16 protein-coding genes are annotated in these 15,732 nt (G+C 60.2%); 3 read left to right on the plus strand and 13 right to left on the minus strand.

Features of this window, described 5'->3' with window-relative positions; genetic code table 11:
• Nucleotides 1-2 precede the first annotated feature (2 nt).
• From Q0Z69_RS11160 to Q0Z69_RS11175, 4 genes are read right to left on the minus strand one after another with little or no spacing between them, the layout of a single operon-like run.
• A complete protein-coding gene (locus tag Q0Z69_RS11160) occupies nucleotides 3-749 on the minus strand; it encodes a thiamine pyrophosphate-dependent enzyme (protein WP_298033421.1) in 747 nt (248 codons plus the stop codon).
• A 1-nt stretch (nucleotide 750) separates the two neighbouring features.
• A complete protein-coding gene (locus tag Q0Z69_RS11165; RefSeq protein ID WP_298033423.1) occupies nucleotides 751-1,821 on the minus strand; it encodes a 3-methyl-2-oxobutanoate dehydrogenase subunit VorB in 1,071 nt (356 codons plus the stop codon).
• An 18-nt stretch (nucleotides 1,822-1,839) separates the two neighbouring features.
• Nucleotides 1,840-2,052: a 4Fe-4S dicluster domain-containing protein gene (locus Q0Z69_RS11170; protein ID WP_298033425.1), complete on the minus strand. Its 213-nt coding sequence runs from the start codon at nucleotides 2,050-2,052 to the stop codon at nucleotides 1,840-1,842.
• 32 nt (nucleotides 2,053-2,084) lie between these two features.
• Entirely contained in the window at nucleotides 2,085-2,765 is a 681-nt protein-coding gene (locus Q0Z69_RS11175) for a hypothetical protein (protein WP_298033427.1), read from the minus strand.
• Between the two features lie 150 nt (nucleotides 2,766-2,915).
• Here Q0Z69_RS11175 and Q0Z69_RS11180 point away from each other — a divergent pair, with 150 nt between their 5' ends.
• The 3 genes from Q0Z69_RS11180 to Q0Z69_RS11190 all read left to right on the plus strand — a co-directional run bounded on the left by Q0Z69_RS11180 (nucleotide 2,916) and on the right by Q0Z69_RS11190 (nucleotide 6,250).
• Entirely contained in the window at nucleotides 2,916-3,599 is a 684-nt protein-coding gene (locus Q0Z69_RS11180; protein ID WP_298033429.1) for a FadR/GntR family transcriptional regulator, read from the plus strand.
• Nucleotides 3,600-3,999: 400 nt separating this feature from the next.
• Nucleotides 4,000-4,530, plus strand: a complete 531-nt coding sequence (locus Q0Z69_RS11185) for a hypothetical protein (RefSeq protein ID WP_298033432.1) — start codon at nucleotides 4,000-4,002, stop codon at nucleotides 4,528-4,530.
• A 7-nt stretch (nucleotides 4,531-4,537) separates the two neighbouring features.
• Nucleotides 4,538-6,250 carry a carbon starvation protein A gene (locus Q0Z69_RS11190; RefSeq protein ID WP_298033433.1) on the plus strand — a complete coding sequence of 571 codons (1,713 nt, stop codon included), beginning with the start codon at nucleotides 4,538-4,540 and terminating at the stop codon, nucleotides 6,248-6,250.
• Between the two features lie 191 nt (nucleotides 6,251-6,441).
• Here the strand turns inward: Q0Z69_RS11190 and aroQ are convergent, their stop codons facing one another.
• The 9 genes from aroQ to Q0Z69_RS11235 all read right to left on the minus strand — a co-directional run bounded on the left by aroQ (nucleotide 6,442) and on the right by Q0Z69_RS11235 (nucleotide 15,608).
• Nucleotides 6,442-6,873, minus strand: a complete 432-nt coding sequence (gene aroQ / locus Q0Z69_RS11195; RefSeq protein WP_298033435.1) for a type II 3-dehydroquinate dehydratase — start codon at nucleotides 6,871-6,873, stop codon at nucleotides 6,442-6,444.
• Nucleotides 6,854-8,101: a shikimate kinase gene (locus tag Q0Z69_RS11200; protein WP_298033436.1), complete on the minus strand. Its 1,248-nt coding sequence runs from the start codon at nucleotides 8,099-8,101 to the stop codon at nucleotides 6,854-6,856. Before Q0Z69_RS11200 ends, aroQ begins: the two co-directional genes overlap by 20 nt.
• A gap of 105 nt (nucleotides 8,102-8,206) precedes the next feature.
• Nucleotides 8,207-9,343 carry a bifunctional chorismate mutase/prephenate dehydratase gene (locus tag Q0Z69_RS11205; RefSeq protein WP_298033439.1) on the minus strand — a complete coding sequence of 379 codons (1,137 nt, stop codon included), beginning with the start codon at nucleotides 9,341-9,343 and terminating at the stop codon, nucleotides 8,207-8,209.
• On the minus strand, nucleotides 9,330-10,421 hold the full coding sequence (aroC, locus tag Q0Z69_RS11210) for a chorismate synthase (RefSeq protein ID WP_298033442.1): 1,092 nt from the start codon (nucleotides 10,419-10,421) through the stop codon (nucleotides 9,330-9,332). Before aroC ends, Q0Z69_RS11205 begins: the two co-directional genes overlap by 14 nt.
• A complete protein-coding gene (gene aroA, locus Q0Z69_RS11215; RefSeq protein WP_298033444.1) occupies nucleotides 10,411-11,640 on the minus strand; it encodes a 3-phosphoshikimate 1-carboxyvinyltransferase in 1,230 nt (409 codons plus the stop codon). Before aroA ends, aroC begins: the two co-directional genes overlap by 11 nt.
• Before the next feature lie 2 nt (nucleotides 11,641-11,642).
• On the minus strand, nucleotides 11,643-12,731 hold the full coding sequence (aroB, locus tag Q0Z69_RS11220) for a 3-dehydroquinate synthase (protein ID WP_298033445.1): 1,089 nt from the start codon (nucleotides 12,729-12,731) through the stop codon (nucleotides 11,643-11,645).
• Nucleotides 12,732-12,885: 154 nt separating this feature from the next.
• On the minus strand, nucleotides 12,886-13,722 hold the full coding sequence (locus Q0Z69_RS11225) for a prephenate dehydrogenase/arogenate dehydrogenase family protein (RefSeq protein WP_298033447.1): 837 nt from the start codon (nucleotides 13,720-13,722) through the stop codon (nucleotides 12,886-12,888).
• A gap of 4 nt (nucleotides 13,723-13,726) precedes the next feature.
• Entirely contained in the window at nucleotides 13,727-14,740 is a 1,014-nt protein-coding gene (aroF, locus tag Q0Z69_RS11230; RefSeq protein ID WP_298033448.1) for a 3-deoxy-7-phosphoheptulonate synthase, read from the minus strand.
• 319 nt (nucleotides 14,741-15,059) lie between these two features.
• A complete protein-coding gene (locus Q0Z69_RS11235; RefSeq protein ID WP_298033449.1) occupies nucleotides 15,060-15,608 on the minus strand; it encodes a zinc dependent phospholipase C family protein in 549 nt (182 codons plus the stop codon).
• Nucleotides 15,609-15,732 lie beyond the last annotated feature (124 nt).

Here is a 15,732-nt window from a genome sequence, read left to right on the forward strand (position 1 = left end):
CGTCACACCTCCAGTCCCTTGTCCTTGATGACCCCCAGAGGATAGTAGGGGATCATGTTATCCTTCAGCCATTGAACAGCCTTCAGCGGCGTCATGCCCCAGTTGGTGGGGCAGGTGGAAAGGACCTCCACAAAGGTGAAGCCCTCCCGGTTCATCTGCTTTTCAAAGGCTTTCTTGATGGCCCGTTTGGCCTTATTGATGTTGGCGATATCGGTGACGCAGACCCGCTCGGCGTATACACAGCCATCTAAGGTGGACAGCATCTCCGCCACGCGGATGGGCATACCGGCCTGCTCCACAGTCCGGCCGGACTGACAGGTGGTGGCCTTCTGGCCGATCAGGGTCGTGGGGGCCATCTGGCCGCCAGTCATGCCATAAATAGCGTTGTTGACAAAGATGGTGGTGAACTTCTCACCGCGCATGGCGGCGTGGACGATCTCCGCCGCGCCGATGGAGGCCAGGTCGCCGTCGCCCTGATAGGTGAACACGGCCTGGTCAGGATGGGTGCGCTTGATGCCGGTAGCTACGGCAGGAGCGCGGCCATGGGAGGCCTCCAGCATGTCACAGGAAAAATAGTTATAGGCAAACACGGAGCAGCCCACCGGGCAGATGCCGATGGCTCCGTCCAGCAGACCCAGCTCCACCAGGGACTCGGCCACCAGCTTGTGAATGATGCCGTGGTGGCAGCCGGGGCAGTAATGCAGTTCAGCATCCGTCAGTCCTTTGGACTTCTCATATACGACCGCCATATCACTTGACCTCCTTCAAAGCGCTTTTGACCAGATCGATCATTTCCTCCACGGTGGGCATCACGCCGCCGGCGCGGCCCAGATACCGGATGGGCTTGCGGCCCTCCACAGCCAGCCGGACGTCATCCAGCATCTGGCCGGTGGTGCTCATCTCCACGTCCACGAAAGCTTTGACGTGGTCCTGTTCCGCCAGCGTGTGCAGCGCCTTTTCGGGGAAGGGCCAAAGCGTGATGGGGCGGAACAGACCGGCCTTGATCCCCTCGGCCCGTAGCGTGTCCAGAGCCGTCAGGGCGATGCGGGCAGGGGTCCCGTAAGCGGTGATGACGATCTCCGCGTCCTCACACTGGACCTCTTCCCACCGGACCTCGTTCTTTTCCATCTCGGCATATTTGGCCGTCAGATGGTCGTTATGATCGCTGCACTCCTCGGCGGCGATAAAGATGGAGGTGATAATGTTGTGGTGGTCGCGGCCCTTGCGGCCGCAGGCGGCCCAATCCTTGGGCGGAAGCGCCCGCTTTTTGACGGGATGCCACTCGATGGGCTCCATCATCTGGCCGATCAGGCCATCGCACAGCACCATGACAGGATTGCGGTATTGGTCGGCGATGTCAAAGGCCTCCTGCACGAAGTCCACGGTCTCCTGTACATTGGAGGGAGCCAGGACCACGGTGCGGTAGTCTCCGTTGCCGCCGCCCCGGGTCGCCTGATAATAGTCGCCCTGAGCAGGCTGAATGGTGCCCAGGCCCGGGCCGCCCCGCATGCAGTTGATGATGACAGCGGGCAGCTCAGCGCCTGCCAGATATGTAATGCCCTCCTGTTTCAGACTGACGCCGGGAGAGGACGAGGAGGTCATGGCCCGCATGCCGGCGCCGGCGGCACCGTATACCATGTTGATGGCAGCCAGCTCGGATTCGGACTGCACAAACACGCCGCCCGCTTTGGGCAGATGGGCGGACATATATTCTGGGACCTCGCTCTGGGGTGTGATGGGATAGCCGAAGAAGCAGTCGCAGCCAGCACGGATAGCGGCCTCGGCGATAGCTTCATTACCTTTCCAAAGTTCTTTTTCCACGATTGTTGACCTCCTTTTTCAGAATTTCTCCACAGTGATAATAGAATCCGGGCAGATTTTGGCGCAGCTGGCGCAGCCGATGCACTGGTCCATGTCGGTTACCGTGGCGGGATGATAGCCCTTGCGGTTGATGACATTCATATCCATGGTGACAATGTGCTTGGGACAGACGGTGGTACACAGCTCGCACCCTTTGCAGCGGTCAGAATTAAATGTTACTCTTGCAGACATGAGATGTACTCCTCCTTTCTATTCGGCCGTGGTCATTCCCACGGTTTCTTCATTTTAATAGTGATCGGAAACACGGTTTCCGGCAGATCGGACAGGTGGGACGCAAACCGCTCCTCCGCCACGTGGCAAAGGACTGGAATGCCGGTCTCCTGGGAGACAGCGGCGGCCAAAGCCGCGCCCTTGCGGATCTCCGCCTCCGTGGTCTCACCGCATAGGTGGGTGTTGTTGACGATGCCGGTGCAGGTGAGGCCGGTGGTGGCCTCAATGCCCCGCAGATAGGCGATGGCACTCTCCGGCGTGCGGACTTCCGGCCGGTTGGCGTTGAGTACATAGATGAGCTGGCAGTCCTCCTGGATCAGCTTAGGCTGGAACCGGGCCAGGACCCGGGCGCCCACCGGGTCGCCGCCGATGTCGAGTACGCCGCGGATATCCCGATTTTCCAGGATAGCCAGCAGCTCCGCCGGCAGGGCGGGGACGTCCGCGTCGGAGCAGGCCTGGGAGGAGGAGATCAGCCGTATGCCGGCCGCCTCCAGCAGGTCCCGCCGCTCCCGGGAGCGGAAATAGGGATTGACGATGTCCAGATCCGCCAGCATGACAGACTCGCCCGCCTGGGCCAGCGCCAGGGCCAGGTTCACGGCGAACTCCGTTTTGCCGGTTCCATAATGTCCCGTGATGATGGAGATGCGATGGGAACAGTTGGCTGCTGCGAACAAGAGCGGACCTCCTTTTTCAATAAAAATAAGTGTTGTAATATTTTGAAATCTGTTGTATGATGTCATTGTACTATGATTGATGTCTGATGTCAAGAGGCGCTTGCCTTTTTTTAAACGTGCGGTTATACTACAAAAGAGGGAGGCATGTGTATGGCGGAGACAAAGAAAGTAAAACTGTCGGAGCGGACGGCGGATCGTTTATGTGAGATGATCGTGGACGAGCACCGGTATCAGCCGGGCAGCAAGCTGCCCAACGAAAATGAACTGAGCGAGGCGCTGCGGGTCAGCCGGACCACACTGCGGGAGGCCATCTCCTTTTTGGTAGCCCAGGGCATCCTGGAGATCCGGCGGGGCAAGGGCACCTTTGTGGCAGAGGATCTGACCACCTCCGGCCTGGATCTCAGCGGCCTTGCGGGGCTGCGGGCCAGGGGGCGGGCCAAGGACCTGTTCGAGATGCGGCTGATCTTCGAGCCGGCCACCGTGGCGCTGGCCTGCCAGCGGGCCAGCGACGAGGAGCTGCGGCAGATCGCGAAAAGGGCCAGCCGGGTCGAGGCGGTGGCCGCAGAGGGAGGGGACTGGCCTCTGGCGGACCAGGAGTTCCACTGGGCTATTATCAAGGCATCCCACAATGAGTATATGCGCCGCCTGTATCCCATCATTAACAGTGCTGTCAACGAGATCATGCAGCTGACCCAGAACCGGTTCCACATGCAGAACACGGCCATTCAGGACAACCGCCTGATCCTGGAGTTTTTGCTGAAGCGAGACGAGGCGGGCGCGCGCCACGCCATGAGCATCCATATGAAGCACCTGATCAACATCCTTCAGGACTGAGCTGGGATCTACATCTTTCATGATCGAAAAAGCCGCGGGGAGCGGACGTGAGTTTTCACGCCGTTCCGGCGGCTTTTTCACAGCCGGCGGAAAGCTGTCTGCGGCGGTCAAGAGGCGGTACGCTGTTGGTTGTTCAGGGTGTTTGAGAGGCCATGCCGCTCTTCATGCACTATGGCTAGTAAAAAACTGTGAAAATATATAAAACCCGGTGAATGTTTCCATCTAAACTGCCGGATATTTTGTGAAAAACAGAAAAAACACCTATTAAAATCCACAACTTTAAGCTGCTTATTCACAAATTGTACACAAATTTTGCAATACCCCCTTAACAAATCAGAAACGAACGTGTATAATACCTGTCATGAATGGAGATTTGCGCTTTAGTGAGGGGAGGTCCGCCATGGATACAGCGATGCAGGAGCGGTTGGAAAAGCTGGTGAACGTGTATTCCCACCGGTATGATATCCACCGTGACCTGGCTGTGGAGGGCGGCAGCTTTCCTGCGGCGGCGTTTTATTTCCTGCGGGACGAGAACTATCTCATCAGAAGAGATAAGGTGCTCAACGCGGTGGAGACCCACGAGTATGTGTACTTCTACGTGACGGAGCATCTGGACGCCGCGGCGCTGCAAACGCAGATCGACATTACTATGGCCGATGGCATGAGCCGGATCAAGCCCAACAGGGAGCATATGTCCTCCTTTGTGACGCTGGTGATCCTGGCGGAGACCATCGACCCGGAGGCGAGGGTCCTGCTGAAAAAGACCCGCTTCCGCAAGTATTTCCGGCTGGCACTCCACGGCTGGATGGAGTATCACATAGCGGCAATGGAAACCTCAACAAACAGCTTCCTGTCAAATCCAGCCGGCAAGGAAGCACGCAAGACGCTGGAGCTGAATTTCGGCCCCAAGCGTACTAAGAAGGGAGAGTAGTAAAGCAATGAATGGTATTGTACTTCTCATCATTGGCGTTGCTGCGCTGGTCTGCGGCTACATCTTTTATGGCCGCTGGCTGTGCAAGCAGTGGGGCGTAGGCGAAAGCAAGGAAGCCACCCCCGCACATACCATGGAGGACGGCATCGACTATGTGCCTGCCCCCGCTCCGGTCCTGATGGGCCATCACTTTTCATCCATCGCGGGCGCCGGCCCCATCACCGGCCCCATCTCCGCTCTGAAGCTGGGCTTCGGCTGGCTGCCCTGCCTGCTGTGGATCGTCATCGGCGGCGTGTTCTTCGGCGGCGTGCATGACTTTGGAGCTCTGTTCGCCTCTGTCCGCCACGGCGGCCGTTCCATCGGCGAGATCATCTCCGAGAACATGAGCAAGCGGGCCAAGATGCTGTTCCTGACCTTCGCTTATCTGACCCTGATCCTGGTCGTGGCCGCTTTCGCCTCCATTGTGGCCGGCACCTTCGGCGCCACCTTCACCGAGGCTGGTGCTGTGGACTATGCAGCCTCTGAGGGCAATGCCCGCGTGGCTATGGTGTCCCTGCTGTTCATCGTGATCGCCATCATCTTTGGCTTCTGCGTCTATCGCCGCAACGCTCCTATGAGCGTGGCTTCCGTGGTGGGCGTCATCGGCATCGTGGTGATCATTGCCATCGGCATGAACTTCCATCCCATTTACCTGTCCTCCACCGCGTGGATGTGGATCTGCGGCCTGTACATCGCCATCGCTTCCGTCACGCCTGTGTGGATCCTGCTGCAGCCCCGCGATTATCTGTCCAGCTTCCTGCTGTACGCCATGCTGGCTCTGGCCGTGATCTCCGTGTTCATTGGCCATCCCTCTCTGGAGAGCCTGCCTACCTTCACCAGCGAGACCTGCAGCACCCCCATTTTCCCCGTGCTGTTCACCACCATCGCCTGCGGCGCCATTTCCGGCTTCCACTCTCTGGTGTCCTCCGGCACCACCTCCAAGCAGCTGGATAAGGAGACCGATGCGAAGCCCATTGCTTACGGCGGCATGCTGCTGGAGTGCGTGCTGGCCATCGTGGTCCTGTGCGCTGTGGCTGGCTATGCCAACGCCAACGGCGGCGACATCGGTGTTGGCCCCACCGTCCTGTTCGGCGGCGGCATTGCCGGCATGATCGATCCCAGCCATGGCGGCGTTTACAGTGTGCTGAACACCCTGCTGGTGCTGACCTATTCCTCCTTCTGCCTGACCTCTCTGGATACCGCTACCCGTTTGGCCCGTTTCATGTTCCAGGAGTTCTGGCTGGACGGCAGCAAGGGTGAGACCCCCGAGAATGTCACCGGCTACAAGAAGGTCCTGTCCAATATGTACGTCTCCACCATCATCACCGTGCTGCTGGGCGTGCTGCTGGGCCTGAACGGTTATGAGAAGATCTGGGCGCTGTTTGGTTCCGCCAACCAGCTGCTGGCTGCTCTGGGCCTGCTGGCTGTGGCTACCTGGCTGGGCAACATCGGCAAGAACAACAAGATGTTCCTGCTTCCCATGGTCTTCATGCTGGTCGTCACCATCTGCTCCCTGATCATCAACACCAAGACGCAGATCGGCCTGATCTCCGCCGGCGGCGCCGACTGGGGTCCCTATGTCCAGGCCATCCTGGGTGTGCTGCTGGTGGTCCTGGCTGTGGTTCTGGCCATCGAGGGTATTTCCACCATCAGCAAGCAGAAGAAAACTGCCGCGAAGTAATTCAAAGCACACAAACAGAACACAACGGAGTTTTGCCAGTCTCCGCTGTCAAAAAAGGACTGCCGCGAAAGCGGCAGTCCTTTTTTCATGAGGAATGAGGAATTCCCCCTCAACTGCCTGCGGGCGGCAGCTCCCCCAAGAGAGGACAAGGGATTCCAAGCCAGCAATTCCTAACTCCACATTCCTGATTTTTAATGCTGTCTGCAAAGGAAATGAAGCGCTTCGATGTAGCCTGGCAGGCCATGGCCCCGGATGGTGGCGGCGCAGGCGGCGCGGATATAGGAGACGTGCCGGAACTCCTCCCGGCTGTCCGGGTCGGAGACATGGATTTCCACTGTGGGGATGCCTACCGCCTTTACCGCGTCCAGCAGAGCCACACTGGTGTGGGTGTAGGCGGCGGGATTGATGATGATGCCGTCCACATGGTCAAAGTAGGCCTGCTGGATGGCATCCACCAGGGCGCCCTCGTGGTTGGACTGGAAGAAGGACACCTGGACGCCCAGTTTGTCCGCCTCGGCCTGGATCATGGCCTTCAGATCCTCATAGGTGGCCTTGCCGTAGATCTCCGGCTGGCGGATGCCCAGCATGTTCATATTGGGGCCGTTAATCACCAGAATATTCACAAAAATCCCTCCAGATAGCGGCGGCAGTGTCCGCCACCGTACCGTTGTTGTCAATTACCGTGTCCCGGAACCGGGCGTACATCGGCCCACGCTCTGCCCACATGGCGGCGAGGTCCGCTCCTTGGGAGAGAGGCCGTCCGTCGGTGGGGAGCAGCGTCAGATCCCGGATCAGATGATAGATCCGTCCGTTTTGATGCAAAGAGGCGTAGTTCCGCAGGTCTTTTACCACGCCGCCGCCGGTGAGGATGATCTTGCCAGAGAGCTTCCCGGCCTCCGCCGTGGCCTCCCGCTCCAGAGCCCGGAAAGCGGCCTCGCCCCCCTGGGCAAAGATCTCCGGAATAGAGCGGCCTGCCGTTTCCGCGATGCGCTGGTCAACGTCGATGGCCTCCCGGCCTGTCAGTTCTGCCAGGGCCTGTCCGACAGTTGATTTTCCGCTGCCGGGCATACCGATCAAAACAATGTTGGCGGTCTCTTGCCGGAGCAGTGCCAGGATGCGCTCATTTTCACTGTCGGGAATGGATTTTTCAAAGAAATGCTCCTCCGCCCGCTTGGCTTGAGCTACCAGCATGGGCAGGCCATCGCTGTAGGGCAGCCCCCGCTCTTCCGCCTGCATCAAAAGGGCGGTGCGGCGGGGATTATAGACCACGTCCAGCACGCCCGCACAGCGGGGGAAACAGTCCAGCTCCACCGGGGAGACTCCGGTGGAGGGATACATGCCCACCGGCGTGGTGTTCACCACGATCTCTCCGTCGGCATGGCGTTCCGGCAGATTCTCATAGTTATCCGGTCCGCTTCGAGAGATCACCACGACCTCTCTGGCACACTCCTGTCTGGCGGCGGCTTGGGCCGTCAGAGACGCGCCGCCGCTGCCCAGGATCAGGACTTTTTTGCCCGCCAGGGAAATGTTTGCCCGGCGGAGCATATAGCGGAAGCCGTCGATGTCCGTGTTGTAGCCGTACAGCCTGCCGTCCGCCCGGCGGACCAGGGTGTTGACGCTGCCGATGGCCTGGGCGGCGGGGTCTATGACATCGCAGAAGGGCATCACGCCCCGCTTGTAGGGGATGGTGACGTTCAGCCCGCCGATGTCCTCCCGGCGCAGAAAGCCCCCCAGCTCCTCCGGCTCCAGCTCAATGAGTCGGTAGCCCTGGCAGCCCAGGGCGGTGTGGATGGGGACGGACCAGCTGTGGCCCAGCTTTCGGCCCAATAGACCGTAGATTTTGCCGCGCATAGTTTCACCTCTTTTGAAAAGATAAGAGATATGAGATAAAAGATATTCTCTGTTGAAGGAGCCTCTCTTATCTTTTATTTCTTCACCCTTATCTCTAACGCCTTTTTAAACTTCAGAATAGGATCCCAGGAACTGGAAGCCGGGGCAATTGCGCTCCAGCTCTCCCAGCATGGACAGAACGCTGGGTTCCAGCACAGAGGCCTCCAGCTCCAGATAGAAGATGAACTCGAAGTTCCGGCCGGTGACGGGGCAGGATTCCAGTTTGGTCATGTTGATGTCCAGCGCCGCCAGCTTGGACAGGATGTCGTACAGCGCGCCGGGTTTGTTCTCCGTGGAGATGATCAGGCTGATGCGGTTGGCGCCGGCGTAAATAGCGGGGTCCTTGGTGACGCAGATGAAGCGGGTATAGTTGTTGTCACTGTCCTGGATGTCATCGTTGACACACTCCAGGCCGTACAGCGCCGCGCAGGGGTGGGAGGAGATGGCCGCCGCATGGGGATCGCCCCGCTCAGACACCATTTGAGCGGCCATAGCGGTGTTGTCGCAGGGGACGACCCGAACGCCGCTGAGGCCGTTCAAAAACCGGCTGCACTGGCCGATAGCCTGCTGGTGGGAGTAGATCTCGGTGATATCCTCCATCTTCGTCCCGGGCAGTGCCAGCAGCTCGTGGCGGATGCACAGGCGGGTCGAGCGGACCACCGACAGCTTGTGGTCCTGCAGCAGGTCATACACCGCCCGGACGGAGCCGTTGGAGCTGTTTTCGATGGGCAGAACGCCAAACTTGCACAGGCCTGACTCCACAGCGGAGGCCACGGCGGCGAAGGTCTTGACATACACGATGCTGCCCCGGGGCAGGATGCGGTCGCAGGCCACCTGGCTGTTGGCCCCCTCCACGCCCTGGCAGGCCACCATGCCCGTCTGGGGAAACACCTCACTGCCGGCGGACAGGGCCTTTTCCACCTGGGCCTTGACGTTGGCGGGGGCGGAGATCAGTTCCGCCTGCCGGGAACGGGCCAGCTCGAAGAGCGTGGAATAGAGGTGGTAAGCATAGCGCTCTTTGTCGCCGGCCTTTTCTGTGACTTTGGCCAGAATCTCCCGCTCCCGCTGCTTGTTCAGGATGGGCAGGTGATGCTCGTTCTTATAGGCCGCCACCTCTTCGGACAGGGCCATGCGCTCCAAAAACAGAGCCAGCAGCTGGTCGTCGACAGCGTCGATCTTTACACGGATATCAGAAAGTTCCATGATTTCCCTCCAACAATAAATCTAATAAAACGGCAGCGGTGACTGCCTCCACCACCGGTACGGCCCGGTGGGCGATACAGGGGTCGTGCCGCCCATGGATGGTCAGTTCCGCGTCCGCCTGGGCGGAGAGGCTGACCGTTCGCTGGGACCGGCCAATGGATGGGGTCGGCTTGATCCCGACCCGCAGCATAACGGGCATTCCGGTGGTGATGCCGCCTAGAATGCCGCCGGCGTTGTTTTGCGTGGTGACGATCCGGCCCTCTTCCATGGTGAAGGGGTCGTTATTCTCCGAGCCATGGAGCCGGGAGGCCCCAAAGCCTGCTCCAAATTCTACGCCCTTCACGGCGGGAATGCCGAACAGGGCCGCCGCCAGACGATTCTCAACGCCGTCGAACATGGGATCGCCCAGCCCGGCGGGCAGGCCCACCGCAGCACACTCAATGACGCCGCCCACCGAGTCCATGTCGTTCTTGGCCGCCAGAATGACGGCCTGCATCCGCTCTCCCGCCTGCCCGTCCAGCACGGGGAAGGACTTGGCAGCCACGCTGTCAAACAGCTCTTTGGTGGGATGCAGGGGGAAGGACACGTCGTTTTCCGTCCCTACGGCGGCCAGATGCGCCCCTACGTACACGCCCCTCCGGGCTAAGATCTGCTTGGCAATACCGCCAGCGATGCACAGGGGAGCCGTCAGGCGGCCGGAGAAGTGGCCGCCGCCCCGCATGTCTGCACAGCCGTCCCACTTGCAGGCGGCGGTGTAATCCGCGTGACCGGGACGGGGTTTATCCAGAAGTTCCCTGTAATCCTTGGATCGCTGGTCGCCGTTCTCAATGATAGCGCACAGGGGGGACCCACAGGTGACGCCGTTTTCCAGGCCAGAGAGGAAGACAGGGGCATCCGCCTCCTTCCGAGTAGTGGAGAGGGGGCTTTTGCCTGGCTTCCGCCGGTCCAGAAAGGCATTCAGTTCGTCCAGATCGACAGCCTCCCCAGCGGGCAGACCGTCCAGAACGACGCCGATGGCTTTTCCGTGGGACTGGCCGAACACGGAGACCGTTAAGAGCTTTCCAAATTTAGAGGACATGGACCACACCTCCCAATGTTTGATAGACCTCCCAGAAGTCTGGATAGGATTTTTTCACACATTCCGCTCCCAGCAGGGTCACGGGCTGTTGGCAGCGAGTGGCGGCAATGGCCGCCATCATGGCGATGCGGTGATCGTTGCAGCAGTCCACCGTGACGCCGCCTGTCAGAGCGTCCCGGCCTTTGATCTTCAGGAAGTCCGGTCCCTCCTTCACATCCGCGCCCAAGGCGTTGAGCACCTGGGTCACGGAGGCCAAGCGGTCACTCTCCTTGATGCGCAGACGGGCGGCATTGGTCAGGTAGGTAATTTCTCCCGTCCGGAGGGCTGCAATCACCGCAAGGGGTGGAACTAAATCGGGGCAGTTTGAGACATCCACGTCCATCTCCCCTGGGTCGGACAGCTTATCCACCCAGTCCTCAACTACGGCGTCCCCCTGGGTGGAATGAGTGTCCAGTCCGCCGACTTCTACCCAGTTTCCCAAGAAGCCCGCCGCGTACCAGAACGCCGCCTGAGACCAGTCGGCCTCCACAATAAAACGGCAGGTCTGATAGCTTTGGTTCCCGGAAACAGCAAAGCCGTCCTCCAGCACCTCAATCTGAATGCCAAACTGTTCCAGCACTTCCAGGGTCATGTCCACGTAGCCGTGGGACTCCAGTGGTGAGGTGAGGACGATGGTGCTGTCCCCGCCCAGCAGGGGCAACGCGTAAAGCAGTCCGGTGACAAACTGGCTGGACACGTTGCCGGGGAGACGGTACTCCCCCGGCCCCAGGTGGCCCCGAACCGTCAGGCTTCCATCCTTCTGCTCGTAGAAGATGCCCTTCTCGTCAAAGATATCGAAGTAAGGCTTTTGCGGTCGCTCCATCAGCCGTCCCCGGCCGGTGAACACACCGCCGCCCGCCACCGCCAGGGCGATGGGAATGAGGAAGCGAAGAGTGGAGCCGGACTCCCCGCAGTCAAAGCGGGGCAGCTCATTTCCGGGGCGGGAGAGATTCCGGATGCCGCTGACAAGGATGGTGTCGCCGCTTTGACGGGACCACTCCGCCCCCAGGGCCTCCATGCAGCGGAGGGTTGCCTGGATGTCCTGGGAAGGGGCCAGCTCTTCCAAAACGCTGAATCCTCCCGCTAGGGCGGCGGCAATCAGTGCCCGGTGGGCCAGCGACTTGCTGGGCGGCGGAGTGACCGTCCCCTCCAGGGGGCCGGGGGTGATTCGCAGGTCCATACTCAGCCCTCCAATCCCGCCCGGATAATGGGCAGCAGATCGGTGATGGATACTTTCTTCAGCTCACACGCACCGATCTCCCTGGGAACCACGATAGTGATCGTGTTTCCCGCCCGCTTCTTGTCCGAGAGGGCGGCTTCTGCCAATTCCTCCGCGGAGAAGCCTGTAAAAACAGGCAGTCCCAGGGCTTCCAGCGCGGAGCAGATTCGGCCCCCGTCATGGCACTTCACAGCGTATTCCGACATCCAGCCCAGCTTTTCGGATGCCCGGGTCATGATGGCCAGCCCCGCCGCCACGGCGTGACCATGGGGGATCGTATATCCGCTGCACTTCTCGATGGCGTGGCCGATGGTGTGGCCCAGGTTCAGCAGTTTCCGCTCCCCCTGCTCCTTTTCGTCCCGCTCCACCACGCCGGCCTTATATTGGATACAGGCGGCGATGACCGGCGCCGGCTCCAAAAAACGGAACCCGCCGTCTTCCATACAGTTGAACAGGCTGGCGTCAGAGAGAACAGCAGTTTTGATGGCCTCCGCCGCGCCGTCGGCGAACACCTCAGGCGGCAGGGTCTTGAGGCAGTCGGTGTCGCACAGCACGGCGGCAGGCTGCAAAAAGGCCCCCGCCAGGTTTTTGCCCGCCGCTAGGTCGATGGCGGTCTTGCCGCCCACGGAGGAATCTACGGCAGCCAGGAGGGTGGTGGGAAGTTGGACGTACCGGACGCCTCGGAGGTACAGAGCTGCCGCCAGGCCGGCCATGTCCCCGCAGACGCCGCCGCCCAGGGCTGCGACGCAGTCGGTCCGGGTCAGCTGTTCCTCCGCCAGGAACTCCAAGATGGCGGAGAGGGTCTTAAAGTTTTTGCGGGTTTCCCCGGCAGGGAATACGTAGGAGCTGACGGTGAAGCCGGCGTCCCGCAGACTGGCGGTGACGGTGTCCAGATACAGCGCCGCCACGGTGCTGTCGGCGATCACCGCCATATGGCAGTTCCCCAGCAGGTCCCACAGATATGCCCCGCAGGACCGCAGCAATCCGCCGCCGATCCGCACTTCATAGGCGGGGGAGGTGCGGACCTGAATGGTTTGGATGGAGTTTGGCATAAAACCACACTTTCTAAAAATTAGGAATGAGGCGGATCCGCCGCCTTGCGCCCGCAGGCACTTGGGAAGGGGGCTGAGAAGATCCGTAAAGCGCCTTGATCCGCCATTCCCCGCTTATGAATACGGGTTCTAAAGGGGGGCAGAGGTCTTTACGTCAGTTGCCGCCTGCGGCAGCCTTTTTCTCTCGCCCGTCCTTCAAGAGGGCGCACAGCCGCTCCGCGTCCCTGGCCTTCAGGGCCTCCTGATACTCCGTCAGATGGCGAATGATCTCGTCCAGTTCCACTGTCAGGTAGTCGGCGTCGTCCAGGAACAGTTCCGTCCACATATCCTCATCCAGCCGGGCCACACGGGTCATGTCCTGGAAGCTGCCAGCGGAGAAGCCCCGGCGGCGCTGAGCCTCGGGGGACTTCACGTAGGAGCTGGAGACGATGTGCGCCAGCTGAGAGGTGAAGGCGATGATGCGGTCATGTTCCTCCGGGTCGGAGAAGGTGAGGCCGGCAAAGCCGATGTCCAGGAAGAAAGCTTTCAGGGTCTCCAGCAGCTGCATGTCCGTCCGCTTGTCCGGCGTCAGGATCATGGATGCGCCCACATATAGGCTGTCTGTGGCGGAGGTAAAGCCGCCCCGCTCCTTGCCGGCCATGGGATGGCCGCCGATATAGGCGAAGCCGTACTGCTGGGCGACGGGGCCGATGGCGTCCACCACGATCCGCTTCACGCCGCACAGATCCACCAGAATGGCGCTTTTGGCAATCAGCGCGCCGTGGCGGCGGACCCATTCCACGGCCGCGCCGGGGCGGATGGCCACCAGGATCAGGTCGCACTGGGGCAGGTTTTCATCAGTCAGGGGGGCGTCAATAGCGCCGCACATCCGTGCCAGGGTCATGGTCTCCTTATCCAGATCCGCGCCCCAGACGGTGTGGGCGGTGCGGGCCTTGATGCTCTTGGCCATGGAGCCGCCGATCAGCCCCAGGCCGACGATACCGACATTCATAAACTCAATCCTCCAAGCTCTTCATGGTTTCATGCAGCTTCAGCAGCTTCTTTGCCAGACCGTCAAAGACCTCCGGCTTCAGGGACTGAGGCCCGTCGCAAAGGGCGTGGGCGGGGTCGTTGTGGACCTCGATCTGCAGACCGTCGGCGCCGGTGGCCACAGCGCCCATGGCCAGCGGCTCTACCAGCCAGCTCTTGCCAGTGGCGTGACTGGGATCGACAATGATGGGTAGGTGAGTCAGCTTCCGCATCACAGGGATGCAGGCCAGGTCCAGGGTGTTGCGGGTATAGCTCTCGAAGGTGCGGATGCCCCGCTCGCAGAGAATGACGTTCTCGTTGCCGCCCGCCATGACGTATTCGGCGCTCATCAGCCACTCCTCATAGGTGGCGGACATGCCCCGCTTGATCATCACAGGCTTGTCCTGATGGCCCACGGCCTTCAGCAGGTCAAAGTTCTGCATGTTCCGGGCACCGATCTGGATCACGTCTACATCCTTGAAAAGAGGGAGCTGGCTCAGGTCCATCAGCTCAGTGACGATGGGGAGGCCGGTCTCCTGCCGGGCGATCTTCAGGTATTCCAAGCCGGTGGCGCCCAGCCCCTGGAAGGAATAGGGAGAGGTTCGGGGCTTGAAGGCACCGCCCCGGAGCATGGTGGCACCGCTGGCCTTCACCGCCTTGGCGATGGCCACCACCTGCTCCTCGGATTCCACGGAGCAGGGGCCTGCCATGATGGTCAGATTGCCGCCGCCGATCTGGGTATTGCCTACCTTTATCACGGTGTCCTCAGGGTGGAACTTGCGGTTGGCGTTTTTGTAAGGCTCCTGGACCCGCTTCACGTCCTCCACGATGTCCAGGGCGGAGATCAGGTCGATATCCAGCTTGGAGGTATCGCCCACCAGACCCAGAATGGTGTGGGCCTCGCCGATGCTGGTGTGGATGGTGATGCCCTTCTCCTGCAGCCAGGAGATCAGGCTCTCCAGCTGGTCGCGGTTGGGATTGTGCTTCAGAATGACGATCATGATATGTTCCTCCTTATAATGTTGGCGCGGCACAAAAAAGACCCGCAGCCGGTCCGGCTGCGGGTCGTCATGTACTGGCAGTTTCTGACAAAACTGACCTTACACCCGTGCGCTTTCAGCCAAACCGAAATAAGCCTTACCCGTAAAGTAGGTAAAGCTAAAGTAGCGGTATTCGGCTGCACGGGAAATAGCGGTCATAACCCTGTCCCTTTCGTTCTCTTTAGATGTTTAAAGCATAACACTTTACAAGCCAAATGGAAATTGTGAATATTTCCAAATAGCGGCGGAAAACGCGGGAAAATTTGTGCATCCTGGAAAATCAGGCAGCGGCAGGCAGGCAACCGGCCATCAGAAGCTCCGTGGCCTGCAGGATGTAGCGGACGTCCCGCCGGGCGTCGGAGCAGCGGGCCATGTACCGGCGGTGCAGCTCTTCCAAAGCGGCGGTCAGGTCCTGGCAGTCTCTTTTCCGCTGCAGGGTGCAGTGGGCCAGATACATGGCCAAATACAGCCGCAGCTCGCTCTCATAGCGGTGGTGATCCAACTGGCTGTTGGGGAAGTGTTCGTTATGGGGGTATGTAAAGGCGTCCGCCAGATAGTGGGTCAGCTTGCCCAGGGTGTAATACTGCCACAGTGTCCAGTGGGCATGATGCTGAAGTCGGGCAATGTGGGTCACGATGTAGCGTTGGGAGTTGGTGTAGTTGTGGCCCCGCAGCTTGCAGGCCCGCAGGGAGCCTTTCAAATAGCTGAGGGGATTACAGTCCGGCTGGAAAGAGCCGAACAGAAAGGCCAGCTCATACCGTCTGGCGGTAAAGCCCTGGTGGCTTTGCAGCAGCGCGTCCGCCAGCAGCTTGTGGCTGCGTTTTTGCAAAGGTCATACCTCCATCCCGTAGTTCGCTCAGTAAAACGAGTATATCATGGACGGCAGGCAAGCGCAAGCAAAAAAATAAGGAAATATTTGGAAGAAGCCAGCCGGCTTTCCGCTGGCTCGCCCG

Source organism: uncultured Dysosmobacter sp., from assembly GCF_947631165.1.
GTDB lineage: Bacteria > Bacillota > Clostridia > Oscillospirales > Oscillospiraceae > Oscillibacter.

Bases quoted from the DNA above. Each gene is read 5' to 3' on its own strand.
- Q0Z69_RS11160 (WP_298033421.1), bottom strand. From the start codon at position 749: ATGGCGGTCGTATATGAGAAGTCCAAAGGACTGACGGATGCTGAACTG.
- Q0Z69_RS11170 (WP_298033425.1), bottom strand. From the start codon at position 2,052: ATGTCTGCAAGAGTAACATTTAATTCTGACCGCTGCAAAGGGTGCGAG.
- Q0Z69_RS11180 (WP_298033429.1), top strand. From the start codon at position 2,916: ATGGCGGAGACAAAGAAAGTAAAACTGTCGGAGCGGACGGCGGATCGT.
- Q0Z69_RS11185 (WP_298033432.1), top strand. From the start codon at position 4,000: ATGGATACAGCGATGCAGGAGCGGTTGGAAAAGCTGGTGAACGTGTAT.
- Q0Z69_RS11190 (WP_298033433.1), top strand. From the start codon at position 4,538: ATGAATGGTATTGTACTTCTCATCATTGGCGTTGCTGCGCTGGTCTGC.
- Q0Z69_RS11200 (WP_298033436.1), bottom strand. From the start codon at position 8,101: ATGCGCGGCAAAATCTACGGTCTATTGGGCCGAAAGCTGGGCCACAGC.
- Q0Z69_RS11205 (WP_298033439.1), bottom strand. From the start codon at position 9,343: ATGGAACTTTCTGATATCCGTGTAAAGATCGACGCTGTCGACGACCAG.
- aroC (WP_298033442.1), bottom strand. From the start codon at position 10,421: ATGTCCTCTAAATTTGGAAAGCTCTTAACGGTCTCCGTGTTCGGCCAG.
- aroA (WP_298033444.1), bottom strand. From the start codon at position 11,640: ATGGACCTGCGAATCACCCCCGGCCCCCTGGAGGGGACGGTCACTCCG.
- aroB (WP_298033445.1), bottom strand. From the start codon at position 12,731: ATGCCAAACTCCATCCAAACCATTCAGGTCCGCACCTCCCCCGCCTAT.
- Q0Z69_RS11225 (WP_298033447.1), bottom strand. From the start codon at position 13,722: ATGAATGTCGGTATCGTCGGCCTGGGGCTGATCGGCGGCTCCATGGCC.
- aroF (WP_298033448.1), bottom strand. From the start codon at position 14,740: ATGATCGTCATTCTGAAGCACAATCCCAACCGCGACCAGCTGGAGAGC.